21 protein-coding genes are annotated in these 23,592 nt (G+C 53.5%); 9 read left to right on the top strand and 12 right to left on the bottom strand.

Annotated features, from left to right (window positions below):
- Window positions 1-5: 5 nt before the first annotated feature.
- The 3 genes from msrP to ilvY all read right to left on the bottom strand — a co-directional run bounded on the left by msrP (window position 6) and on the right by ilvY (window position 2,787).
- Window positions 6-968, bottom strand: a complete 963-nt coding sequence (gene msrP, locus NFC81_RS03605; protein ID WP_370529887.1) for a protein-methionine-sulfoxide reductase catalytic subunit MsrP — start codon at window positions 966-968, stop codon at window positions 6-8.
- Window positions 969-1,049: 81 nt separating this feature from the next.
- The gene (gene pssA / locus NFC81_RS03600; RefSeq protein ID WP_304996173.1) at window positions 1,050-1,847 is read right to left on the bottom strand and encodes a CDP-diacylglycerol--serine O-phosphatidyltransferase; all 798 of its coding nucleotides are present in this window, start codon (window positions 1,845-1,847) and stop codon (window positions 1,050-1,052) included.
- A gap of 46 nt (window positions 1,848-1,893) precedes the next feature.
- Window positions 1,894-2,787 carry an HTH-type transcriptional activator IlvY gene (ilvY, locus tag NFC81_RS03595; RefSeq protein ID WP_304996172.1) on the bottom strand — a complete coding sequence of 298 codons (894 nt, stop codon included), beginning with the start codon at window positions 2,785-2,787 and terminating at the stop codon, window positions 1,894-1,896.
- 151 nt (window positions 2,788-2,938) lie between these two features.
- Here ilvY and NFC81_RS03590 point away from each other — a divergent pair, with 151 nt between their 5' ends.
- Together NFC81_RS03590 and NFC81_RS03585 are read left to right on the top strand one after the other, a co-directional pair.
- A complete protein-coding gene (locus tag NFC81_RS03590) occupies window positions 2,939-3,571 on the top strand; it encodes a DsbA family protein (protein ID WP_304996171.1) in 633 nt (210 codons plus the stop codon).
- 25 nt (window positions 3,572-3,596) lie between these two features.
- Window positions 3,597-4,232, top strand: coding sequence for a YitT family protein (locus NFC81_RS03585; protein WP_304996170.1), 636 nt, complete (start codon window positions 3,597-3,599; stop codon window positions 4,230-4,232).
- An 8-nt stretch (window positions 4,233-4,240) separates the two neighbouring features.
- Here NFC81_RS03585 and NFC81_RS03580 read toward each other — a convergent pair whose 3' ends face one another.
- Both NFC81_RS03580 and NFC81_RS03575 read right to left on the bottom strand, forming a co-directional pair.
- On the bottom strand, window positions 4,241-5,029 hold the full coding sequence (locus NFC81_RS03580) for a LytTR family DNA-binding domain-containing protein (RefSeq protein ID WP_304996168.1): 789 nt from the start codon (window positions 5,027-5,029) through the stop codon (window positions 4,241-4,243).
- On the bottom strand, window positions 5,019-5,990 hold the full coding sequence (locus NFC81_RS03575) for a histidine kinase (protein WP_304996167.1): 972 nt from the start codon (window positions 5,988-5,990) through the stop codon (window positions 5,019-5,021). Before NFC81_RS03575 ends, NFC81_RS03580 begins: the two co-directional genes overlap by 11 nt.
- A 347-nt stretch (window positions 5,991-6,337) precedes the next feature.
- Here NFC81_RS03575 and ilvC point away from each other — a divergent pair, with 347 nt between their 5' ends.
- Entirely contained in the window at window positions 6,338-7,819 is a 1,482-nt protein-coding gene (gene ilvC / locus NFC81_RS03570) for a ketol-acid reductoisomerase (RefSeq protein WP_304996166.1), read from the top strand.
- 68 nt (window positions 7,820-7,887) lie between these two features.
- Here the strand turns inward: ilvC and NFC81_RS03565 are convergent, their stop codons facing one another.
- From NFC81_RS03565 to NFC81_RS03555, 3 genes are all read right to left on the bottom strand, one after another.
- A complete protein-coding gene (locus NFC81_RS03565) occupies window positions 7,888-9,132 on the bottom strand; it encodes an HDOD domain-containing protein (protein ID WP_304996165.1) in 1,245 nt (414 codons plus the stop codon).
- 209 nt (window positions 9,133-9,341) lie between these two features.
- Window positions 9,342-9,833, bottom strand: coding sequence for an acetolactate synthase small subunit (gene ilvN / locus NFC81_RS03560; protein WP_304996164.1), 492 nt, complete (start codon window positions 9,831-9,833; stop codon window positions 9,342-9,344).
- A 5-nt stretch (window positions 9,834-9,838) separates the two neighbouring features.
- The gene (locus NFC81_RS03555) at window positions 9,839-11,554 is read right to left on the bottom strand and encodes an acetolactate synthase 3 large subunit (RefSeq protein WP_370529924.1); all 1,716 of its coding nucleotides are present in this window, start codon (window positions 11,552-11,554) and stop codon (window positions 9,839-9,841) included.
- A gap of 589 nt (window positions 11,555-12,143) precedes the next feature.
- On the opposite strand from NFC81_RS03555, the gene NFC81_RS03550 reads away from it, so the two are divergent.
- The gene (locus NFC81_RS03550) at window positions 12,144-12,620 is read left to right on the top strand and encodes a TetR/AcrR family transcriptional regulator (protein ID WP_304996162.1); all 477 of its coding nucleotides are present in this window, start codon (window positions 12,144-12,146) and stop codon (window positions 12,618-12,620) included.
- A gap of 3 nt (window positions 12,621-12,623) precedes the next feature.
- Here NFC81_RS03550 and NFC81_RS03545 read toward each other — a convergent pair whose 3' ends face one another.
- Window positions 12,624-13,394: an FCD domain-containing protein gene (locus tag NFC81_RS03545; RefSeq protein ID WP_304996161.1), complete on the bottom strand. Its 771-nt coding sequence runs from the start codon at window positions 13,392-13,394 to the stop codon at window positions 12,624-12,626.
- Between the two features lie 268 nt (window positions 13,395-13,662).
- On the opposite strand from NFC81_RS03545, the gene NFC81_RS03540 reads away from it, so the two are divergent.
- Complete coding sequence (locus NFC81_RS03540) at window positions 13,663-14,841, top strand: acyl-CoA dehydrogenase (protein WP_304996160.1); 1,179 nt, start codon at window positions 13,663-13,665, stop codon at window positions 14,839-14,841.
- A gap of 385 nt (window positions 14,842-15,226) precedes the next feature.
- The gene (locus tag NFC81_RS03535) at window positions 15,227-16,435 is read left to right on the top strand and encodes a CaiB/BaiF CoA-transferase family protein (protein WP_304996159.1); all 1,209 of its coding nucleotides are present in this window, start codon (window positions 15,227-15,229) and stop codon (window positions 16,433-16,435) included.
- 28 nt (window positions 16,436-16,463) lie between these two features.
- On the opposite strand, the gene NFC81_RS03530 is transcribed toward NFC81_RS03535, so the two are convergent.
- The 3 genes from NFC81_RS03530 to NFC81_RS03520 all read right to left on the bottom strand — a co-directional run bounded on the left by NFC81_RS03530 (window position 16,464) and on the right by NFC81_RS03520 (window position 19,654).
- Window positions 16,464-17,372, bottom strand: coding sequence for a carbohydrate ABC transporter permease (locus NFC81_RS03530; protein ID WP_304996158.1), 909 nt, complete (start codon window positions 17,370-17,372; stop codon window positions 16,464-16,466).
- Window positions 17,373-17,383: 11 nt separating this feature from the next.
- Window positions 17,384-18,310 carry a carbohydrate ABC transporter permease gene (locus NFC81_RS03525; protein ID WP_304996157.1) on the bottom strand — a complete coding sequence of 309 codons (927 nt, stop codon included), beginning with the start codon at window positions 18,308-18,310 and terminating at the stop codon, window positions 17,384-17,386.
- Window positions 18,311-18,409: 99 nt separating this feature from the next.
- Window positions 18,410-19,654, bottom strand: coding sequence for an ABC transporter substrate-binding protein (locus NFC81_RS03520; RefSeq protein WP_304996156.1), 1,245 nt, complete (start codon window positions 19,652-19,654; stop codon window positions 18,410-18,412).
- A gap of 443 nt (window positions 19,655-20,097) precedes the next feature.
- Between NFC81_RS03520 and NFC81_RS03515 the strand changes: the two genes are divergently transcribed.
- The 3 genes from NFC81_RS03515 to NFC81_RS03505 are packed head-to-tail and all read left to right on the top strand — an operon-like array spanning window position 20,098 to window position 23,525.
- The gene (locus NFC81_RS03515) at window positions 20,098-21,339 is read left to right on the top strand and encodes an ABC transporter substrate-binding protein (RefSeq protein ID WP_304996155.1); all 1,242 of its coding nucleotides are present in this window, start codon (window positions 20,098-20,100) and stop codon (window positions 21,337-21,339) included.
- Window positions 21,332-22,066: a response regulator gene (locus NFC81_RS03510; protein WP_370529886.1), complete on the top strand. Its 735-nt coding sequence runs from the start codon at window positions 21,332-21,334 to the stop codon at window positions 22,064-22,066. The genes NFC81_RS03515 and NFC81_RS03510 overlap by 8 nt, the downstream gene beginning before the upstream one ends.
- Window positions 22,059-23,525, top strand: coding sequence for an ATP-binding protein (locus tag NFC81_RS03505; RefSeq protein WP_304996153.1), 1,467 nt, complete (start codon window positions 22,059-22,061; stop codon window positions 23,523-23,525). The genes NFC81_RS03510 and NFC81_RS03505 overlap by 8 nt, the downstream gene beginning before the upstream one ends.
- Window positions 23,526-23,592: the final 67 nt, after the last annotated feature.

The raw sequence follows: 23,592 nt of genomic DNA, 5'->3' as shown, positions 1-23,592 counted from the left end.
TCCCATCAATAGAATCGTCGCAAGTCCATACCGGCATACAGGTGCGCGACCTCTTCTTCGTAGCCATTAAACATTAAGGTATCAATGACATTCGGATTAAAGAACGACGTCGGCAAACGACGCTCGGTCGCTTGGCTCCACCGAGGGTGATCAACAGTAGGATTCACATTGGCATAGAAGCCATACTCGCGTGGCGCAGCATTACTCCAAGTTGTCGGTGGCTCTTCGTTAGTGAAATGAATGCGAACAATGGCCTTAATGCTTTTAAAGCCATACTTCCATGGCACTACTAGACGGATCGGCGCACCGTTTTGGTTTGGCAGGGTCTCGCCATACATTCCGACCGCCATCAAGGTTAAAGGATTCATGGCTTCGTCCATGCGCAAGCCTTCAATATAGGGGTACGGGATGGCCGGCCGGAGAGCGCGCTGGTTCGGGAATTGGTCGCGGTCGACCAAGGTTTCAAAGGCAACGTACTTGGCGTCACTGGTCGGATCAAGCCGCTTGATCAAGTCAGCCAGCGGAAAACCCAGCCAAGGGATCACCATGGACCAAGCCTCTACGCAGCGAAAGCGATAGATGCGCTCTTCCAAGTCTTTGGCCTTAATGAGGTCTTCAAGGGCGTAGGTACCTGGGTTATTGCAGGCCCCACTCACTTGCACCGACCAAGGGTCCGTGCGGAAGTTTTGCGAATTACGCACGGGATCGTTCTTACCCGTACCGAATTCATAATAGTTATTGTAATGCGTCGCGTCGTACTCAGGCGTAATGGCCTCATCCACTCGGTAGGTGGTTGGCCATTCCTGTTTAACTTGCTGCAGCATCCAGTCTGCCGGTCGCGCCCAAGCCTCTGCGCCGATGGTTGCGCCGCCTAAAAGGGCAGCGCCACCAGCCAAAAACCGTCGCCGGTTCAGATACGCCGCTTTCGGGGTAACGTCGTTTTCAGTGAGCCGCTTTACCTTCGTCATGATTTCTCGCCTACGAGGTTTTGTTATCCACTATAGATACGCTGAAACCTGAGACTGGATTAACGGCTCAAAGTTCCAAGCTTACTCGGCAGCTCCGCCACGGCGCTTTAGTTTACGCCAGCCTTCCATAATGGGACCTGATGCCGCATAGGCAAAGGCCAATAACAGCAAGACCACCGGCGGATCTAACGCCACCACTACGAACGCCATAATGATCAGTAATAATGCCGTAAAGGGAATGCGCCCTTTTACGCCAACCTCTTTAAAACTCCAATAGCGCACATTGCTCACCATTAAGCAGCCGACTGCAGAAACCAATATCACCATCAAGAAGGCGAGCTCGGTGCCCTCGACATTCAATTCACTGAACGCCCACACCGAACCCGCCACTATGGCCGCCGCAGCAGGACTCGCCAAACCAACAAAGAAGCGCTTGTCAGTTGTACTGATTTGCGTGTTGAACCGTGCCAAGCGCAACGCCGCACCCGCCACATAGACAAAGGCCGCTGCCCAGCCCAAATTGCCAAGTGAATCCAAGGACCAAAGAAAGGCGACCACTGCCGGTGCGACACCAAAAGCCACCAGGTCAGACATCGAATCGTATTGTGCCCCGAAGTCACTCTGAGTATGCGTCATGCGCGCCACGCGGCCATCAAGGCCATCAAAAATCATCGCCACAAAAATTGCGACGGCGGCATTGCTGAAATCACCTTTAATCGCTGCAACAATGGCATAGAAACCCGCGAATAGCGCGGTAGTCGTCAGCAAGTTAGGGATCAAGTAAACACCGCGCCGCGCGTGGTAAGCCTCTGCTGCAGTTTGGGTGCTCTCACCAGATTCTGTCGTTGGAGCCTCTGGTTGCTTGTTTTCGTCAGCCATGTTTTTGCCAAATCTCTAAATTCAAAAGGTAAAAATACTTTGTTGGTTACTCGCGATTCAGGCCTTTGCCCTGCATTTGCCAGAAAGCCTGAACGATAGGGTCTTGCAGACGTCGCCGCATGGCACAAAGGCCAATCTCGAACGGAGCCAATACGGGCTCCACCGGTAACACGCGTACCTGGCTGTGCATTGGGCTGTTGGTCAGCACCAACTCTGGCACCACACCCACACCGAACCCAAGCGCCACCATAGACACAATGGCCTCATGGCCACCTACTTGGGCGTAAACCGTGGGCTGAAGATTACGCTGCCGAAACCATTCATACAAGCGCTGCCGAGCCAACCCATGCTCAGCAACAATAAAAGGTACGTCCTCCCACAGGATAGACGAAGATTCAACTTGTTCCGACACCGGGCAGGAAATTACCGGGGCAATAAACACTAGGGGCGAACGAGAGAATTCCAGAAACTCGATATTGTTAGGCAACGTATCGGGGCGTGGAGCGATGGCGATGTCGGCGTCGTCATGCTGTACTTTTTCGATCGAATAGGCCGCGTCTCCGGTTTCTACAACAACATCGATCCGCGGATACAGGGGGCGAAACTGCTGCAGCAACTCAAGAAGCAAGCTGTAGCTGGCTGTTACAGAGCAATACAGGCGAATTTGCCCGCGCAGACTTTGCGCCGACTGTTGCAACTCACCTTGAAGCTGCTGCCACGCCGACAACATCACCTCAATATGCCGACGGGCCTGCTTGCCTGCCGGCGTGAGTACTACAGTGCGGTTGTCGCGTTCAAACAACACAGCACCCAGCTGGTCTTCCAAGCGGCTGATGGTTCGACTCAACGTAGACGGACTGACGTGCATCTGTGCGCTGGTTTTACCGAAATGCAGCGTATTGGCCAACGACAAAAACAAGCGCAGTGATTTAATGTCCATGGATATTTCCGATTCTAAAACAAAGCCCCAATATCATTGCAGTTTCTACAACGCATTGTCATGTCTTGTTTGCCAATAATTGCGTAGCACGCCACTATATAGTGTCTCAACAAGTGTCGTAACAGCGACATCGACCAAAAGGTATCCTGCCATGCCGCACGCAACTCTGTACTACGCTCACGACCCCATGTGCAGTTGGTGTTATGGTTTCAGCCCGACCTGGCAAAGGCTACAGGCAGCTTTGAGCGCGCGCTTTAACCAAGAAGAACTGCGAATTAGATATTTAGTCGGAGGGCTAGCGCCGGATTCCGACCACCCAATGCCGATGGATATGCGGACTAAATTGGAAGCTACTTGGCACCGCATCGAAAACGAATTAGGCGTTTCCTTCAACTATGACTTTTGGCACCTCAACACGCCCAGGCGCTCAACTTACAACGCCTGTCGTGCTGCGTTACTGGCTCGTGACGAGGGTAAAGAAATACTCATGATAGCGGCCATTCAACGAGCGTACTATTGCCGCGCACGCAACCCTTCAGATGCAGATGTGCTGCGCGACTGCGCGATCAGTATTGGAATGGAGCCTACCGACTTTGAGCACAATTTGGCCAGCGCAGAAACAAACCAACGCCTAATGGAAGAGATCTCTTTTGCGCGCCGCCTAGGCCTGGACAGCTTTCCCTCACTGGCGGTCGCGGTAGAAAGCACTCTGCACCCCATACCACTGGATTATCGCCACCCAGACCACATGCTGATTTCGATTGCGCGTACACTCGGCGTATAATGCCGCCCTTAATCAACAATCTGGCATGATAATGACGCAAGAATACGACACACCGGGTTTCGAAGGCCAAAAGCACACATTGGTCGAGGACGGCATAGCCCTTGTTTTGGGCACTTTATTTGTTTCACTCGGTGTTACCCTCTATAGCCACGCAATGTTACTGACCGGTAGTACGGCCGGCCTCGCTTTTTTAATTCAATACAGCAGCAGCTGGAGCTTTGGCCCCATTTTCTTTTTATTGAATCTGCCATTCTATGCGTTGGCCATCATCAAGATGGGCTGGAAGTTTACCATCAAGACCTTTACCGCTGTTGCCCTGCTATCGGCATTTTCCGAGGCAATGCCGCTTTTGGTGAGCTTTGAGCACCTCAATGCAGCCTACGCCGCCATACTGGGTGGCTGTTTATTCGGTGTAGGGATTCTGATGCTGTTTCGTCATCGTGCCAGCCTCGGTGGCATCAACATTCTCGCCCTGTACTTGCAGGATCGTTTCGGCATACGTGCCGGCACCTTCCAAATGGGCGTTGACGCCGTCATCCTGTGTATTGCCTTTGCACTGTTGCCATGGCCGCAAGTATTGCTGTCGGTGCTGGGTGCCATCAGCATGAACCTGATACTGACCATCAACCATAAACCTGGACGCTACGTTGGCGTGAGCTGAGCCGCTCCTTACATTTGCTTGAAACGCTCCGCAAAACGACGGCTGACGGCCACCGGCTGCGCGCATTGTTTTAGATGCGCGCTGTATTGCCCGGTCAAGCTGCGACTGACCCGTTCAATGGCAGACACCTGCACAATGGTATTGCGGTGGACGCGCCAAAACTGATCGGGAGACAACTCCTCTTCCAATTGTTTTAACGAACGTCGAATCAGGTATTCGCCTTGCGCCGTCACCACGGTGGTGTATTTATCTTCAGCTTTAAATTGCAGCACCTGCTCTACCGCCACCACATGAATATCGTCGCCTCGTTGCGCATTGATCCATTGCAAGTGCTGCACGGGCATGGGCGTGCTGGCCTGCAACAGTTGCTGCAGCTTAAGCAGATCAACATCCACAGCCTTGGGTGCCAAACGACGACTTTCGACGCGTATCAGTGTCTGTTGCAGGCGCTTCTCATCTACCGGTTTGAGCAGATAATCGACCGCTTCCCGCTCGAAGGCCTCGACAGCGTATTGATCGTAAGCCGTCAGGAAAACGATGGCGCATTGCGCGGTCAAGCCCTCTTTTTGCAACACCGCTGCTACTTCAAGCCCGGACTTACCGGGCATCTTGATGTCTAGAAACACCACATCGGGTTTAGCAGTACGCACCAAAGCCAAGGCTTCATCGCCGTCAGCCGCCATGGCGACTATGTCTAAATTGGGCGCCAATTCACCCAACAGCCGGTTAAGGTGAAAGCGCAAAATGGGTTCGTCGTCGGCAATGACTGCTGTCATCGGCAAGGGGTTACTGACCATAGCGAGGCAACCGAATTTCGGCCAGAACGCCATGCGGCGCCAAGGCAGTGAGGGTCAGGCTGGCGTCATCGCCGTACAACGACTGTAAGCGTTCGCGGACGTTCGTCAAACCTACTCCGCTGCCAGCGTTACCCGTTACAAAGCCCAAACCATCATCCTGCACGCTAAGACAAAGCTGCTGGTCTTGTGCTTTCGCGCGAATGACAACCTGGCCAGGACCGGTACTGCGCTCAAAGCCATGCGTAATGGCGTTTTCAACCAAGGGCTGCAGCAACATGGGCGGCACGACACAGTTTTGCAGCGTTTCGGGCAAGTCGAGTTGGTAGGTCAGCCGCTCACCCATGCGAATAGACTGGATATCCAGGTAGCAGCGAGCAATTTCAAACTCTTCTATCAGGGTGGTGCTGGTCGCACGTGTACGTTGCAAATTCGCCCGTAGCATCTGTGTCAACGCGGCAATCATCTGCTTCGCCTTGGTGGGCTCAATATCGACAAGCCCTTGTACGTTGGCAAGGGTATTGAATAGGAAATGCGGTTCTATCTGACTTTGCAATACTTGCAACTGGCTCTGTACGAGCAAGCGTTCACGGTCAGCGGCTTGCGCTTGGCGCTCTAATACCTCGGCCCGCAAACACTGCATACGATAGCGCGTATAAAAGAAGTAATACACGGCAAGACAGATAGCGAAAGAGAACACCAGGTTGCCAATCCACACGCGCACATTGAGCTGAGCGATCGACTCAGGGTGACTGGTGAAAATCACCGCCATCAAGTTGAGCACACCGATGGCGAACCCCAGCACCAGCGCAATAAAGTTGTTGTTCCACTCCCGGCCGTTGGGGTTCAAACGGTACACCCAATTGACCATCACTACGATGGGCACACCGAAGCCGGCGGACACCCACAGGTTGCGCCACAACGTAAAACCATTAAACGTTGTAATCACTACGGCGATCAACATGCAAAGCGCTAAGCACTGAGAGAGCGCGGCGAACCATTCACGCCAACCGCTGGAAACAAAAGATGGTGCACGTAGCACGGGCCTACCCCAACCGAGTATGGTGTTTGAGATCATAGTAATAGCACGACTGACATGGGGACAAGCCGTACCTGCGACAAACGGCTTTCAGGTGCGACGAACGGTGCATTAGGCCGATGAACGGCAGAGCCTTATGTATTGCATTTTTTGCAACACAACATTGCTACCAAGTCATTTTGCGCAACACGAAATTCGCGGTACACTGCGCAGCGTCGAATAACGGAAGGTCGGTGCAATCACCGGCCCGCCAACACCAACAGAGGTTTACCGTGTCTAACAACTATTTCAATACCCTGAATCTGCGCCAGCAGCTTGACCAACTGGGTCGCTGCCGCTTTATGGATCGTAGCGAATTCGCCAACGAATGCGATTTCTTGAAAGGCAAAAAAGTGGTCATCGTCGGCTGTGGTGCGCAAGGTCTGAATCAAGGCTTAAACATGCGTGACTCTGGCTTGGACGTGTCTTATGCCCTGCGTGCAGCGGCCATTTCCGAGAAGCGTCAGTCTTGGAAAAACGCCAGCGACAACGGATTCACCGTAGGTTCTTATGAAGAACTGATTCCCCAAGCAGACTTGGTAGTTAACCTGACCCCCGACAAGCAGCACTCAGACGTCGTAGAAACTGTTATGCCGCTGATGAAGAAAGGCGCCGCATTGGGTTACTCACACGGCTTTAACATTGTTGAAGTTGGCCAACGCATTCGTGAAGACATCACCGTAGTGATGGTTGCACCTAAGTGCCCAGGCACCGAAGTGCGTGAAGAATACAAGCGTGGTTTCGGTGTGCCGACTTTGATCGCCGTACACCCCGAAAACGACCCACAAGGTGAAGGACTGGAAATCGCCAAAGCCTGGGCAGCGGCCACTGGCGGCCACCGCGCGGGTGTACTGGAAAGCTCCTTCGTTGCCGAAGTGAAGTCAGACCTAATGGGTGAGCAAACGATTTTGTGCGGTATGCTGCAAGCTGGCTCGATCCTGTGCTACGACAAAATGGTCGAAGAAGGCATCGATGCGGGCTATGCGAGCCACTTGGTACAGTACGGCTGGGAAGTGATCACCGAGGCCCTGAAGCTGGGTGGCATCACCAACATGATGGATCGTTTGTCTAACCCAGACAAAATTAAAGCCTTTGATCTGGCCGAAGACCTGAAAGACTTAATGGCTCCGTTGTTCCAGAAGCACCAAGACGACATCATCAGCGGTGAGTTCTCACGCACTATGATGGCTGACTGGGCTGCAGACGACAAAGACCTGTTCCGCTGGCGCGAAGAAACCGGCGAGACTGCCTTTGAAAAGTCACCGACTTACAGCGGTAAGATTGCTGAGCAAGAGTTCTTCGACAACGGCATCTTGATGGTGGCTATGGTTAAAGCTGGTGTTGAGCTGGCATTTGAAACCATGGTGGCATCAGGCATCATCGAAGAGTCAGCGTACTATGAGTCGCTGCACGAATTACCTTTGATCGCCAACACCATTGCGCGCAAGCGTTTGTACGAAATGAACGTGGTCATTTCTGACACGGCTGAATACGGCAACTACCTGTTCGCTAACGCCGCGGTACCTTTGCTGGCAGAACACGTAATGCCTAAGGTTAAAACCGACGTAATCGGCAAAGGCACCAGCGCAGGTAACGCTGCCGATAACCTGCGCTTGATCGAAGTAAATCGCGAAATCCGTGAGCACCCAATCGAGTGGATTGGTGATGAACTGCGTGGTTACATGAAAGACATGAAGAAAATCGTAGAGGCCTGATCACAGGCCCGCAATCAGTAAGAGCTGATGAACACTAAGCCCGCGACCATCGCGGGCTTTTTAATGCCCTATGCAATAAGTTCCTGGCTTAGTTCCAAGATATTCGTGGCTTCAAACACTTCTTGCAGCGTGCTTTGTTGCATCGAGGTCAACTTGACGCGCGTTAACCCCAGTTTTTCCAATGCATTGTCAGATACCCGGTCAGCAGGATAGCGCTGCATAAACCGCGCTAATCGCAGCCATGCACCCAAACGCCCTTTATTGGCTAACAACGCTTGTTGCAATAAATTGTCGAGCGGTAAGTTCTTCAGTAGGTCTTCCATCGGCTCATCGAAGAAGGCATCCAAACAACTCAACAAGCCGACCGTAAATGCAGCGTCTTCCATCGGCGGGCTGGTTTCGCGCGCAACGGTTTGACAGAAAAAAGCGTGGAATAACGTGAGTTCTGTTAATGCGTTGCCACGGTCACTGCTTTTATCCAGCAACAACAGCGTGACCCAGCTACGCAGTCGATTAAGGCCCAACATGGTAATGGCTTGCTGAATCGATTGAATGGCGCGTTGTCGACGATACAAAGCAGAGTTGACCAGCCGCAGTAGTTTAACGGCGATGGCCGGATCACGATTGATCACCGCGACCACATCTTTAACCTGCACGTCTTCGCGATACAGCGTACTGATTAACTCCAGAATAGTATGTCGATCAGAGCCCCGTGGGCGACCGGATATAACCTGCGGGTAGCTGAAGAAGTACCCTTGATACATTTCGAATCCGAGCACACGGCAGCGATCATAGTCCGCCAGCGTCTCCACCTTTTCAGCCAACAGCTGCACATTGAAGGACTCCAATGACTCGACCACCAGCGGCAGACGTGACGGACTGACATGCAGCAGGTCGACCTTCACGACATCGATTAAATTCAATAACTCCCTTGGATAGCGGCGTGTACCATAATCATCTAATGCCAAGGTGAAACCCTTGGCCTTCAATTCACGCAATTTGTCGATCAGATGGGGAGTGACTGGAATATCTTCCAGCAATTCAATGACTAGGTGCTTCTTGGCAAATTCGGGAACAGCGGAAAGCATATCGAGGGTAAAATTAACAAACGCACGTTTGCCGTCAACCACTTCAATCAGGTCTACTTCCGTCAACGCATTGATGAGGACCTGAGCAGATGCCTCTGACCCGTCTTCAAATACGGCTTCATTCCCAACCATACCTCTAAAAAGCAACTCGTAACCCACAATACGCAAGTCTGAGTCAAAAATAGGTTGTCGGGCAAACAACGGACGCGTTGCGGTTCCTGCCATGTCATCCTCGCTGACGATCTAAAACGTCACTCCGTTCGAAGAGTTTAGACCATGACTACATTTTGTGCACAACCTGAAAATCCAGGCGCAATAACTTTACCAACGGCTAACGTTAGCACAGTAAGCAAACTTCACCAAACAGGCAGTTTCTGAAATAAAAAAACCGCCCTGCTTTAAAGCAGGGCGGTCTATTTTGTGTTCAATGCAGATCACAAACTAAGCGTTTTCTCGCCTCGTGAGATACCCGAAACCCCTGTACGCACTACTTCCAATAGTGTCGTCTGCGTCAGTGAACTCAAAAAGGCATCCAGTTTATCACTGGCCCCAGTGATCTGGATGGTATAGGTGTTAGGCGTTACATCAATGATCTGGCCACGGAAGATGTCAGCGGTACGTTTTACTTCCTCGCGCTGCACACCCGATGCCCGAACCTTCACCAGCATCAGCTCACGCTCGACGTGGGTACCTTCAGTCAGGTCGATCAGCTTAACTACTTCAATCAACTTATGTAATTGCTTGGTGATCTGCTCGATGACTTCGTCGCTGCCGTGCGTAACCAAAGTCATGCGCGACAGGGTAGAGTCCTCTGTCGGGGCAACCGTCAGCGAGTCGATGTTGTAGCCACGCTGAGCAAACAAGCCCACTACCCGCGCCAATGCGCCCGATTCGTTTTCCATCAAAACTGAAATAATACGTCGCATGGCCATTAGGTCCTCTCCGTCTTGCTCAAAAACATATCGCCCATGGCGCCGGTCGGCACCTGCATCGGATACACATGCTCCTTCGGCTCCACCAACACATCTAAGAACACCAAACGGTCTTTCATAGCAAAGGCCTCACGCAGCGCAGGCTCTAGATCTGACAGTTTCTCAATACGCATGCCCACGTGACCATAGGCCTCTGCCAAGGCAACAAAGTCAGGCAACGAATCCAAGTAAGAGTTCGAGTAACGCGACTCATAGTTCATGTCCTGCCACTGCTTAACCATGCCCAGGTAGCCGTTATTCAGGTTCAGTATCTTCACTGGCAGGTTATACTGCTTGCAGGTCGACAGCTCCTGAATGTTCATCTGGATCGAACCTTCACCGGTTACGCAGCACACTTGCTCATCGGGGTAGTTCAAGGCCACGCCCATGGCCGCAGGCAGGCCAAAGCCCATGGTGCCCAGACCACCGGAGTTAATCCACCGGTTCGGCTTGTTGAACTTGTAATACTGTGCCGCAAACATCTGATGCTGACCCACGTCGCTGGTCACATAGGCATTGCCCTCGGTCACCTTCCACATGGTTTCAATGACGTGCTGCGGCTTCATCATTTCGCTGTCGTCGGTGTTGTAGCGACCACCGTGGCGGGTGCGCCACTCGTTGATCTGCTTCCACCACTGCGCCAGCGCAGCCTGATCGACTTCCAGCTTGCTCTCGTCAATGGCATTCAGCATTTCTTCTAATACCGAACGCACTGGCCCTACGATGGGCACGTCTGCCGTAATGGTTTTAGAGATTGAGGTCGGATCAATGTCGATGTGAATGATTTTCGCACCAGGACAGAATTTCTTCGTATTATTGGTTACACGGTCATCAAAACGAGCGCCCACGGCCAAGATCACATCTGCGTTGTGCATAGCCGTATTGGCTTCATAAGTACCGTGCATACCAAGCATACCGACGAATTGATCGTCTGAACCAGGAAACGCACCCAAGCCCATCAGGGTGTTGGTCACTGGATAACCGAGCTTCTTCGCCAAACCGGTCAGCAAGTCCGATGCCTTACCGAGAATGACACCACCGCCGGAATAGATCATCGGTCGCTTGGCTTGCATCAACAGATTGACTGCTTTTTTGATTTGACCGCTGTGCCCACGCGTCACCGGGTTGTACGAGCGCATTTTGATTTCCGTTGGATAAACATACGGAAAGCGTTCATTCGGCATGGTCATGTCTTTCGGTATATCGAGCACAACCGGCCCGGGGCGGCCGCTTTCGGCGATATAGAATGCTTTTTTGACCAACATCGGAATGTCTTCCGCGCGGCGTACCGACATGTTGTGTTTTACGATCGGGCGCGAGATTCCCATCATGTCGGTTTCTTGGAAGGCATCCTCACCGATCAAGTGGCTCATTACCTGGCCGGTAATGATCACCATGGGAATAGAGTCCATGTACGCGGTAGCGATGCCCGTAACAGCGTTGGTTGCGCCGGGGCCACTGGTTACCAGTACAACACCGGCCTTACCAGAGGCACGCGCGTAAGCGTCGGCCATGTGCGTAGCAGCCTGCTCATGGCGTACTAAAATGTGCTGCACGTCTTCTTGACGGTGCAACGCATCATAAATGTGGAGTACAGCACCACCGGGATAGCCATAGATGTATTTAACACCCTCGTCTTTGAGGGCTCGCATGAGCATTTGTCCACCGGACAACATGGGTGGCTGATCTTTATTTTCTGTCATGAGTGGGCACTCGCTTTATCAAAGTTAAATGACTTACGAGCTATCAGAAGACATACCTAGGCGTTAGGCATGAACACCAGGGCGATACAGCGATAAGGGAGAATACAGACTCTCTGCGCTGACTCGTCCATGGTCCTTACAGAGGAGAAAACAACGCACGACACACGCCAAGGAAGGCAGAGCTGCGGCAACGTTGTGATAAACCTGTGTGGGCATGGTTGCGGTAACAATTCATGCTGGCAGGACCAAGTGGTCGTCCCTCGACTTGGACGGTTGCTGTTGACTAGGGGTATCCGTCCGATGATCCGCGATGATAGACCTTGTGAGCCTACCAACTGCCATCGATATCCAGACCCTTACTGGTCGGTTGCACAGTGTCATTAAGCCGAAGTAATCGATACTCGTTCAGTCGTCGGTTAACAGTACGTCAAACCAACTTAAGCGTATTGTCTCTTTATGCGGTCAAATGTCAACCACGTAATCCCGCCGTGTCCGCTCGGCATTTACCTTTGCGCCGCTAAAGTTTACTCTTAGTAAAAATAACAGTAAGCACGAGACTGACATGGCCAGAGCGTCCAAACGGGACCACATTGTTGCCGAAGCCACCGGCCTGTTCTTGAATCAAGGTTTTAAAGGCACCTCCATCGACTTGGTGGTCAGCACCTGCGCCGTCTCTAAGCCCACGGTATACAACCACTTTCCCGACAAGGCGGTATTAATGGCCGCGGTCATTGATGACTGGCTGGCGCAACGCCACATCACCCCACCGCCAGCATTGGACGAGGAAACAATACTGGACCACCTGCAAGCGAATTGGTGGACGCCCGATCACATGGCGATGTATCGCCTGATCATCGCCGAAGGCTGGCGCTTCGCCGACGCCGCGCAACGCTTCTGGGCCGACTTTCATCAACCTTGGCAGAACGCAGCTGAAGACTGGCTGCAAACCCTCCAGGGCCACTCGGCCAGCGAGGCCAAACAGTGCCTTGAAGCAGCCCTCTGGCAACGGCTTATGGCACTGGCCAAAGAAAGGATTTAGAAATTACTGCCGTGCAGCGAGCAATCCACCCACCAACTGCCCTTCCAGCTCAACATTAAACGCCTGCGCACTCAGCATGTGCTCGGTCATCAGTTGCTTTACGTGCGCCTGATCACGCTGCTGAAACGCTTCATTCAATTCACGATGAAAATGCAGATTCGCCTCGGAGAACTCGCGTTGTTCCGGCAACTGAACTTTCTTATAGATCACGAGGTCTTTGATCAGATCGTTCAAAAATCGCCCTAAGAAAGCAAACAACGGATTGCCACAACGATCCGCCAGCACATTGTGAAACTCCAATTCGGCAATGCGTTGCTCTAAACGCTCTTCAAGGTTAGCCGGCGCCTCAGCACACAACTCGGTCAAACGGTTCAACTCTGCAAGATCAGCATCGGTTAAATTACCTACCGCCATCTCGGCAATCTGCGGCTCAACCAGCACACGCAACTGATAGATGTCTGGCCCGGTGGGGTGCTGAAAGTGCAAAAAATTACGCAGCAGTTGCGAAGCCAATGGATAAGGCACCTGCGCCAACACCGCCCCACCGTTCGGGCCGGTTTTAATGGTAATCAGCCCCTGCACTTCCAGCGACTTCAATGCCTCCCGTACCGTACCGCGCGCGCAATCAAACTGTTCCATCAAGGTTGCTTCATTCGGCAAGCGCTCACCCGGCTGCATGTCTTGCACCACCACCCAACGCTTAACCGATTCCACAATCTGATCAGCACGTTTTAAGCGCCGTGTGGTGTCTAACCCTGACATTAATTTGGTCATTTTTGTGTGCCTTGCTTAATTTATGATATTTATTATAATAAATAGTATGAATTAAACAACCCACGACTCAGCCATGCGTTTATTTGACGTGATGACGCATGATCTCGAAGCTGAAAAGGTTATGCACCACCCCCTCAGAGGGGCGTCGGCCGCAGGGATAGCGGCCACCGAGCTTACAGGGACTGTATTTACAGCGTCCCCGTGAGGGGGTGGTGCATAACCTTTCTGCTGAGTCGCCGAACCGAATCAACGACTGGAGAACTACGCAATGGCCGGATTTCAATGGGACGACGCATTACTGCTGGACCAACAACTGACAGAAGACGAACGCCTCATTCGTGATGCAGCCCGCGCTTACTGCCAAGAAAAACTACAACCGCGCGTCATGAGCGCCGCCCGCGAAGAACGTTTCGACCGCGAAATCATGAGCGAAATGGGCGAGCTTGGCCTGTTGGGCGCCACCGTTGCCGAACAATACGGTGGCGCAGGCGTCGGCCACGTCGCTTATGGCCTCGTTGCGCGTGAAGTAGAGCGCGTAGACTCCGGCTATCGTTCCGCCATGAGCGTGCAGTCTTCCTTGGTGATGTACCCCATCGAAGCCTACGGCACCGAAGAGCAAAAGATGAAATATCTGCCCAAGTTAGCCAGCGGCGAAATGGTCGGCTGCTTCGGCTTGACGGAACCAAACCACGGCTCCGACCCCGGCTCGATGGAAACCCGCGCCAAGAAAGTTGACGGCGGTTATTTGCTGACCGGCGCAAAAATGTGGATCACCAACAGCCCTATCGCTGATCTCGCTGTAGTTTGGGCGAAATCAGACAGTCACGACAACAAAATCAAGGGCTTTATCGTTGAACGCGGCACCGAAGGCTTCAGCACACCGAAGATCCACGGCAAGCTGTCGCTGCGTGCTTCGATCACCGGTGAAATAGTGCTCGACAATGCCTTTGTGCCGGACGAAAACCTGCTGCCCAATGCGCAAGGTCTGGGCGGGCCGTTCGGTTGTTTGAATAAAGCACGGTTCGGTATCGCCTGGGGGGCGATGGGTGCGGCAGAGTCTTGCTGGCATGCAGCTCGCCAGTACACGCTAGACCGCAAGCAGTTTGGCCGTCCATTAGCGGCAACTCAGCTAGTGCAGTTGAAGCTAGCGAACATGCAAACAGAAATCACCTTGGGCTTACAAGCAGCGTTGCAGGTCGGTCGTCTGATGGACAGTGGCAATTGGGCACCAGAAATGATTTCGCTGATCAAGCGCAATAACTGCGGCAAAGCACTCGACGTAGCCCGCGTAGCGCGGGACATGCATGGCGGCAATGGCATTTCCGAAGAATTCGGCGTGATGCGCCACATGGTGAACCTCGAAACGGTCAACACCTACGAGGGCACCCACGATGTTCATGCCCTGATTCTTGGGCGGGCACAGACAGGCATTCAAGCGTTCTTCTGATAAGCCTTGTCGAGCTGCTTTCGCAGAAGGGACAGAAGGGTAATCGCGGACACGCCGTGAATCCGTCCTGGAGGCTCGTCAAGCGCATCCTTGCGCTTGTACGGTCCTTGATTACCCTTCTGTCCCTTCTGCGAGCAGGCCATACAACTGAATCACGCCACAGAAAATGCATCCTGATGGCTGTCTCCGCCGGAGCCTTCATTGCCTGATTCTTAAATTGACGATGAGCTATCGGATAGGCGTTGCGTGGCGAGAGTGGGTAACAGACCGTTCAAGCGCAAGGATGCGCTTGACGAGCCCCCATGGATGGGTTCACGGCGTGTCTGGAACCCACTCTCGCCACGCAACGCCTATCCTGTAATTCTATAACATGAGAGAGGTAGCAATGGACAAACCGCTGACAGGCATTCGTGTACTGGATTTATCGCGCATATTGGCAGGGCCTTGGGCCAGCCAGTTGCTGGCCGATATGGGTGCCGAGGTGATCAAGATTGAACAACCCGGTAAGGGTGACGACACCCGCCGCTGGGGGCCACCGTGGGTGGGTGATTCTGGCGAGGCGGCGTATTTTCTGTCGGCCAATCGGGGCAAGCAGTCCGTCACCATTGATATTGCCCAGCCTGCCGGACAAGCGCTGATTCGAGAACTGGCGCTTAAAAGCGATGTCTTGATTGAGAACTTTAAAGTCGGCGGTCTTAAAAAATACGGCCTCGACTACGCCAGCCTGCACGCCTTAAACCCGCGCTTGGTGTATTGCTCCATTACCGGCTTCGGTCAAGAAGGGCCCTATGCCCAGCGTGCTGGTTATGACTTCATGATTCAAGGCATGGGCGGCCTGATGAGCCTCACCGGCCAACCCGACGAAGTAGCGGGTGGTGGCCCGGTGAAAGTCGGCGTTGCGTTGACGGATATTTTTACCGGCATGTACGCCAGCAATGCCATCACCGCCGCACTGTGGCAACGCCAAACCACCGGCACTGGCACACACATCGACCTCGGCTTGCTGGACGTGCAGGTCGGCGTGCTTGCCAATCAAGCACTGAACTACCTCACCTCCGGGCAGGTGCCCCAGCGCTTGGGCAATGCGCACCCGAACATTGTGCCTTATCAAGCGTTCAGCACAGGCGACGGACACCTCATTCTCGCGGTCGGTAACGACACCCAATTTCAGCGCTTTTGCACGGTAGCGGGCGCACCCGAATTGGCCACCGACGAACGCTTCACCACCAACGCCTTGCGCGTGGCAAATCGACAGGTCTTGATTCCCTTGCTCGAACCCTTGCTCACGCAGTTTAGTACCGACGAATGGCTGACGAAATTAGAAGTTGAGGGCGTGCCCTGCGGCCCGATAAACACGCTGGACCGCGTGTTCGCCGACCCACAGGTCCAGCATCGTGAAATGGCTATTGAACGCGAACACGCAACCGCCGGTGAGGTGAAATTGGTCAGCAACCCTATACGCTTTGACGGCGTCGCGTTAAACGCGGAAACGGCCCCGCCGGTATTGGGGCAGCATACGGCTGCCGTGTTGCAATCGGTGTTAGGCATGAGTGAAAACGCCATCGCTCAATTACGAGACGATGGCGTGGTGTAGGCTCGCGTGAAATGTAAGTGCCTAGCACTTACTTCACCGCACCAGCCGTTAAACCGCGAATCAACTGCTGCGAGAAGAATACATAGAGTACTAACACAGGTAGCACCGCCAAGGTCAGGGCGCTCAATACCGCGTTCCAATCGGTTGCGTACTGGCCAATAAATTGCTGCACGCCTAACTGAATGGTTTGTGTTTTCTCACCGGGAGCCAGAATGAGTGGAAACCAAAGATCATTCCACATCGGCACCATGGTGAACACCGCGACCGTGGCGATGGCAGGTCGGATCAGCGGCAATGCAATCTGAAAGAATATCCGATACTCGCTCGCGCCGTCGCAGCGCGCCGCTTCTTTCAAGTCGCGCGGAATCTGCCGCATAAATTCAGTCAGAATAAAGATCGCCAATGGAAGACCCTGCGCGGTGTACACCAGAATCAGTGCCATGTGTGTGTTGACCAAATTCAGTGCCACCATGATTTCCAGAATACTCACCGTACCCAGCCGAATCGGCACCATGATGCCAATCGCCATGTACAACGCCAACAAGCGACTGCCGCGAAAGCGATATTCCGCCAGCGCCCACGCGCACATGGCCCCAAACAACAACACCAGAAACAGTGGAATCACAGTGACCAGTATGCTGTTGCCGAAGTACAGCCCGAAATCCGAGCGTTCCAACACACGTTGATAGCCAACCAATGAAAAGCTATCAACGGTAGGAAGCGCCAAAGGGTCATTAAAGATGGCCCGCCGGGATTTGAACGAATTCATAATCACCAACAGTATTGGAGCCAAGGCCAGCAAGGTATAACCCAACAACACAGCATGCACCGCCAAGGCATTGAGCGGCTTGGCATCTGGCCCGCCCTGCCAGAGCTTGCGCCACGCCAACGACGGACCTCGGCGCGCAGCGGTATTCACGGTGGTTTTAAGCGTCATGTTCATGCCCCTCACATCTCATAGCGCTGCAAGCGCCGCTGAATTACAAAGAAGTAGGCTGCCACGCCACAGAGAATGACGAAAAACATCATCGACGCGACCGTCGCGCCCATTGTTGCGCTGCCGATCTGTGACTGATAACCAAAGAAGGTGCGATAAAAGAACGTACCGAGAATATCGGTGGAGAAATTAGGCCCCGCCAACGCGCCTTTAACGGCATAGATCAACTCGAACGCATTGAAATTGCCGACGAAGGTCAAAATAGTTACCAAGCCCATCGTCGGTAGGATCAACGGCAACTTAATCTGCCAGAATATGCGCCACGCCGATGCGCCCTCGACCACGGCAGCCTCAATCAATTCATCCGGTACCGCGATCAGGCTGGCGTAAATCAGCATCAGTGGGATACCCACAAACTGCCAAACGGATATCAAGGCTAAGGTAATCAGTGCCGAGCTTTCGTTGCCGAGCCATGCATCAAATAAATGCCCTAAGCCAATAGCCTCCAATAAGCCCTCACTCACACCCCACAGCGGGCTGAGGATGAGCTGCCAGATAAAACCGATGATCACCACCGACAACAACGTCGGCAGAAAAATGAGCGTGCGATACACCTTTGCCCCGCGCAGACCACGCAAGCTGATCAGCGCAGCCAGCAGCAAACCAATCGGGTTTTGCACCAGCATGTGTATCAAGAAGAATTTTGTGTTGTTCCACAGAGCATTCCAGAACGGTACAGACCAATTGGGGTCGGTCAGTAAGGTAATGAAATTACCCACGCCATAAAACGCCCGCGTGCCTGGTCCGGTTTCTGTAAACAGGCTTAGCCGCAATGTATCGAGCAACGGCCATGCGCTGAACACGGTATAAATCAGCACCGCAGGGCCAAGAAAAAAGATGATGTGCCATGGAAAGCGACGCTGCGCATCAGTGACCATAATGCAGTCCTCGTAAAAAAAAGGGGTCACTGCAAACTGCACAGGTGACCCCAACGGGTTCATCACGTCAAACATCCAACGTGATCACATGAATCGCTATTAGCGCGGCTGGTACCAAGAGGCGAAGCCGGTATGAATGCGGCGTGCAGCATCTTCTGGCGTCATCTGGCCGTTCAACACCTGGCTACCCACTACCCACAACTCTTGCTCCATGTTCGGATTGCCCCGGTTCATGATCTGCGCATTGAGGCGAATGGTTGAATCGCAGTCCTGCCGCCAGCCAATCATCTCAGCCGCTACGGGGTCACGTACGTCTACGGCATGATTCGCCAACGAGAAAAACCCGGTGACTTCGTTGGTGAACAGATCTGCAAATTCCGCACTGGCCAGCCACGTCAGAAACAGTTCGGCCTCTGCCTTGTTGGGCGACGCGGAATTGATGCCCATACCGATGTCCGTGTGGTCGGAAATCACACAACGGTCAGCACCGGTTGGGATTGGCGGCGGGAACGCACCGAACTCAAAGTCGGCTTGCTGATTAAAATAACCAATGTCCCATGAACCGGACGGATAAATCGCCGCACGACCCAAAGCGAACAGGTTTTGCGAGTCACCATAGGTCTGCGCTTGGTAACCGCGTCCCATGTACTCACCCCAGCGCGCCATCTGGCCAAACGCATTCACAAATTCATCGTCTAAGAAGCGTGCTTCGCCCGCTAATAGCGCTTGGCGGCCTTGCTCACCACCCCAATACGGCGCGCCAATGCTGGTAAACACAATCTGGTTCGCTTCCCACTGGTCGTTTGTTCCCAGCGCCAATGGCGTATAGCGTGAACCGTCTTTAATCCGGTCGAGCACCGCAAAGAACTCAGCCTCCGTCTTCGGTGCTTCTATGCCCAACTCAGCGAAGATTTCTTTGTTGTATAGAAAACCATGAATCACCGATGCCATGGGCATGCAGAACTGCCGTTGGCCGTCGTCGGTGCTCCAGGCACTTTTAGCAAAGTCGGCAAAGTTGTCCATGGCCGGAAGACGCGTCACATCCGCCAAACGGCCTTGCATAAAGAGATTCAACGACACATCAAACGGACGGCACGTAATCAGGTCACCGGCCGTACCCGCTTGCAATCGTGCGTTCAGAGAAGAATCGTATTCGGTGGGTGAGGTCGGTACGAAACGCACATTGATATTGGGGTGCTTCGCCTGAAAAGCAGGGATCAACACATCTTCCCACAAGTCACGGTCGTCCACGCGCCAGCTTTCAATGGTCAGATTTCCGGCTTGGGCTGCCGTACCCGCAGCAACCAGCGCTGTGGCTACCGCCATTCGCATCAGTTTTTTCATAAGACATTCTCACTTGGTTTATTGTGTTTATTGTTTTTTGCTGGAATACCAGTGAGGGCACGCTAACACCGGGTTTTATATGACTGTTAACAACTGGACAGGTGATGATGAAATATGACGAGAACTCTAGGCATCACAAGGCTTTGCGGCTTCTCATTCCATGCTTGGGTCATTTCATAACCTAACATCGCAAACGGCGAGAGATGAGCTAAGACCCCACACTTTTCCATCCTATGGCGAACGGCGGGGTATGGGTTAGGGCCGCAGGGCGTGTGCCTCAAGGCGCGACTTTCGGCCTGCCGTGGAGCGCCGGAGGCATACCCCGAGAGGCCACAGGTCGGGTATTTGTCGAAAGGCTTTGCAAGACTTTGAAAGAGTACAAGAGAATATAGTGGGTTAAGATAGGTACCACCTAATAAGAACAACACAACGGCTGCATACCCATGCTCAAACGTCTAATGGCCATACCGCTGTTACTGAGCGCCACCGCGCTGGCACAACCTTTGGAAGTCCTGCACTGGTGGACCTCCGCAGGCGAACACGCCGCCGCCGACATATTGCGCCAGCAACTTACCCATGCCCAAGTCGAGTGGCAAGACTACGCCGTACCCGGCGGTGGCGGCGATTCTGCCATGGCCGTACTCAAGGCTCGAGTCATCGCCGGGCAACACCCTGGCGCCGCACAAATCATCGGCCCCAATATTCGTCTCTGGGCCCGCTTGGGGTATCTGCAACCCTTAGATGACTGGTCTACCGCGTGGCCCGGCGAACGCTATGCCACCTTGGAAACCCTGACTCACGCCGATGGCGTGCGCACCGCCGTGCCCGTCAGCATTCATCGCATCAACTGGATGTGGCTGAACCCAGCACTTTTTCAACAATATAATCTGCCCCTACCCACCAGTTGGAGCCAGGTGTTTCAGGCTGCCGAAGTCTTCCAAGCGGCGGGCATTGTGCCGTTGGCACACGGCGCACAGGCATGGCAAACGGCTACCCTGTTTGAAACATTATTGCTCAGCGTCGGTGGCCCCGAGTTTTATCGCGCGTATTTTGTTGATCTAGACCCCAACGCCCTGCACGACGTCCGCGTGGCTGAAGCCCTGAGCCTGCTGCGCCGCCTGAAAGGCATAATGGACCCTCAGAATCAGAACCGAGAATGGCAAGAAGCCAGCCAGATGGTCATTAACGGTGATGCCGCTATGCAGATCATGGGCGACTGGGTGAAAGGCGAGTTTACTGCGCAGCATAAATTGCCGGGCAAAGACTACCTCTGCATGCCCGTCCCCGGAACAGCACAAAATCACCTGTACAGCGCCGATACCTTTGTGTTCTTCCGAAGCAATAAAGCAGATACGCAACGCGCACAGGCAGCGTTTGCACATACCGTTTTGGATGAGGAAACACAGCGTCGATTTTCACTGGCTAAGGGCACTATTCCGGCCCGCGCAGACATCAAACTAGAAGGCTTCGACGACTGTTCCCAGACGTCGGCGCACGTCTTTCGTGAAGCCGAACAGGCCGGGCTATTGGCCCCCAGCATGGCGCACAGCATGGCAACGTCGCCGGGTGTAGAAAGCGCCATTTTCGACACCCTGCATCGATTCTTTCGCGATGACAGTATACCCATCGAAATTACCCAACTACGGCTCGCTCAAATTCTGAGCGCATTGAGTGACCATGAATAAGACACTTTATGTCGTCGATGACGATCAGAAAATTCGTGAACTACTGAAAACCTACTTGGAACGCAACAACTACAACGTTGCGGTTGCAGCTGATGGCGAAACCTTTCTCGATGATTTTCCGCGTTGCGCCCATGAGGTGTCCGTGGTCATACTGGACATCATGCTACCAGGGCAAGACGGTTTCAGCGTGTGCCGGGCTTTGCGCAGCCAATCTGACGTGCCCATCATCATGCTGACCGCCAACGCGGAAGAAACCGACCGAGTGGTCGGATTGGAACTAGGAGCCGACGACTACCTAGCTAAGCCGTTCAGTCCGCGCGAACTCTTGGCTCGCATCAAAGCCATTCTGCGTCGTTACGAGCCCGCCCACACGACTGAAAGCGCTGGGCGCTACTATCGGTTTCGCGATTATTGGCTCGATACCTTGGAGCGCTCACTGCTCACCCCGCAAGATGGCTGGCAGAACCTGAACGGTGCAGATTATCAACTGCTGCACTTCTTTATACGCCACGCGGGCGAGGTTATTACACGTACACGCTTGATGGAGCTGACCCGCGGCCGCGACATGGGTCCGCTGGATCGCTACCTCGATGTACAGATCAGTCGCCTGCGCCAACGCTTGGGTGACGATGGCAAAACGGCCCAACTGATCAAAACGGTGCGCGGCGAGGGCTATGTCTTCAGCGCAGAAGTCACGCGACATAAGGACATTCCTCAGCATGACTAACGCTGCTGAAAAATCACCTCTGTGGCGCTTGATGCCCTCCTCACTGATCGCCCGCCTGTTGATCGTTATGGTGGCCGGCGTCAGCACTGCACAAATCGTGACCAGTGCCATATGGGCAGGCCAAGTCAGCAGCGACGCGAAGCAAAGCCTGTCTGAAAGCGTGCGTTATTTGGCGCTGTCAATGGCTTCCACGGTGCAATACTTCTCTGCTCTACCCGACAATGTCCGGCCTATCGTGTTGGATCAACAGCGTGAAATAGGCGGTAGCCGTTACTTTCTCAACTTGAATCAAAATCCCATCACATTGCCCGAGCAAATGAGCCATAGCCTACGATCACTAATCCTCGAAGAAGTGAACGCGGTACTGGCCGACGAGCTAGGGGTTAACGATGTTCAGTCCGCCTTGGTGATGCCAGAGCACGCGGTTGTGTTTACCAATGGCACCTTACTTACCGACCTTCCCGACCGCTGGATTCGCCAAAGTTTGGTGTTAGAACCCCGCCCCGCTCCTTTGCTCGTCAGTCAGGTTAAGCTGCGCGACGGCTCCTGGATGTACATCGCCACGCTGTTGCCCGACCCCTATATTCTCGACAAAACTCGAGCCTTAACGGGTGAACGTTGGCTATCGTTGCTGTTGTCATTATTGATTGTGGGCGTGCTCTCGGTGTGGTTCGTGCGCTGGCAAACCCGGCCACTGGCTGATTTAGCCGCCGCAGCAGACGCCTTTGGTCGCGGTATGGACCATGCACCGCTGCAAGACTCCGGCCTGCGTGAATTGGACGCCACTGCCCGCGCTTTCGGCGTAATGGAATCCCGTATTCAACGCTACATGACCGACCGCGAACGGTTGTTTGGTGCTATCTCTCATGATCTACGAACCCCCATCACTCGACTCAAGTTGCGTACTGAATTGTTAGAAGACGGACAATTACAGCAGGAATTCAATGAGGACTTAGACGAACTCGAGTTGATGGTAAAGGGAGCATTGCAGAGCGTACGCGACAGCGACATTCATGAAGACCCGCACGCCATAGACCTGTCTCGTCTCCTGCAAAAGCTGGCACGCGACAACACACTGGCCGGACACCCCGTCACTGTTCGCATTGCCAGTCAGCCAAATTTCATCGGTAAACCTTTGGCTTTGAAGCGTTGTTTGAGCAACCTGATCGACAATGCGGTGTTCTACGGCGAACGCGCTGACATTATTCTGGAAGCCAACACCAGCCACCTCGTCATCCGCATCCTCGATAACGGCCCCGGCATCAGCGATGACGACATGAAGAAGCTCTTTGAGCCCTACACGCGGCTTGCCCACGGCAGACATTTGAACAAGAACGGCATGGGGCTAGGCCTGGGTATCGCGCGCGCTATTATTCACGGGCATGGTGGCGAGCTTGAACTTCACAACCGAACAACGGGCGGCCTTGAAGTGCGTGTGGTATTGCCCTTATCAAACTGATTGTCTCCGCATTAAGATCTACTTTGATTAATGACCTGTAGTGCTATAACCACTGAATGCTTTTCCG

Source organism: Salinispirillum sp. LH 10-3-1 (genome assembly GCF_030643825.1).
Classification (GTDB): domain Bacteria; phylum Pseudomonadota; class Gammaproteobacteria; order Pseudomonadales; family Natronospirillaceae; genus Salinispirillum.
This window is presented reverse-complemented; position numbering and strand designations above follow the sequence as displayed.

Coding starts and splice junctions, on each gene's coding strand:
- msrP (WP_370529887.1), bottom strand. CDS start 968: ATGACGAAGGTAAAGCGGCTCACTGAAAACGACGTTACCCCGAAAGCG.
- pssA (WP_304996173.1), bottom strand. CDS start 1,847: ATGGCTGACGAAAACAAGCAACCAGAGGCTCCAACGACAGAATCTGGT.
- ilvY (WP_304996172.1), bottom strand. CDS start 2,787: ATGGACATTAAATCACTGCGCTTGTTTTTGTCGTTGGCCAATACGCTG.
- NFC81_RS03590 (WP_304996171.1), top strand. CDS start 2,939: ATGCCGCACGCAACTCTGTACTACGCTCACGACCCCATGTGCAGTTGG.
- NFC81_RS03585 (WP_304996170.1), top strand. CDS start 3,597: ATGATAATGACGCAAGAATACGACACACCGGGTTTCGAAGGCCAAAAG.
- NFC81_RS03580 (WP_304996168.1), bottom strand. CDS start 5,029: ATGGTCAGTAACCCCTTGCCGATGACAGCAGTCATTGCCGACGACGAA.
- NFC81_RS03575 (WP_304996167.1), bottom strand. CDS start 5,990: ATGTTGATCGCCGTAGTGATTACAACGTTTAATGGTTTTACGTTGTGG.
- NFC81_RS03565 (WP_304996165.1), bottom strand. CDS start 9,132: ATGGCAGGAACCGCAACGCGTCCGTTGTTTGCCCGACAACCTATTTTT.
- ilvN (WP_304996164.1), bottom strand. CDS start 9,833: ATGCGACGTATTATTTCAGTTTTGATGGAAAACGAATCGGGCGCATTG.
- NFC81_RS03555 (WP_370529924.1), bottom strand. CDS start 11,554: ATGTTGTCCGGTGGACAAATGCTCATGCGAGCCCTCAAAGACGAGGGT.
- NFC81_RS03550 (WP_304996162.1), top strand. CDS start 12,144: ATGGCCAGAGCGTCCAAACGGGACCACATTGTTGCCGAAGCCACCGGC.
- NFC81_RS03545 (WP_304996161.1), bottom strand. CDS start 13,394: ATGACCAAATTAATGTCAGGGTTAGACACCACACGGCGCTTAAAACGT.
- NFC81_RS03540 (WP_304996160.1), top strand. CDS start 13,663: ATGGCCGGATTTCAATGGGACGACGCATTACTGCTGGACCAACAACTG.
- NFC81_RS03535 (WP_304996159.1), top strand. CDS start 15,227: ATGGACAAACCGCTGACAGGCATTCGTGTACTGGATTTATCGCGCATA.
- NFC81_RS03530 (WP_304996158.1), bottom strand. CDS start 17,372: ATGACGCTTAAAACCACCGTGAATACCGCTGCGCGCCGAGGTCCGTCG.
- NFC81_RS03525 (WP_304996157.1), bottom strand. CDS start 18,310: ATGGTCACTGATGCGCAGCGTCGCTTTCCATGGCACATCATCTTTTTT.
- NFC81_RS03520 (WP_304996156.1), bottom strand. CDS start 19,654: ATGAAAAAACTGATGCGAATGGCGGTAGCCACAGCGCTGGTTGCTGCG.
- NFC81_RS03515 (WP_304996155.1), top strand. CDS start 20,098: ATGCTCAAACGTCTAATGGCCATACCGCTGTTACTGAGCGCCACCGCG.
- NFC81_RS03510 (WP_370529886.1), top strand. CDS start 21,332: ATGAATAAGACACTTTATGTCGTCGATGACGATCAGAAAATTCGTGAA.
- NFC81_RS03505 (WP_304996153.1), top strand. CDS start 22,059: ATGACTAACGCTGCTGAAAAATCACCTCTGTGGCGCTTGATGCCCTCC.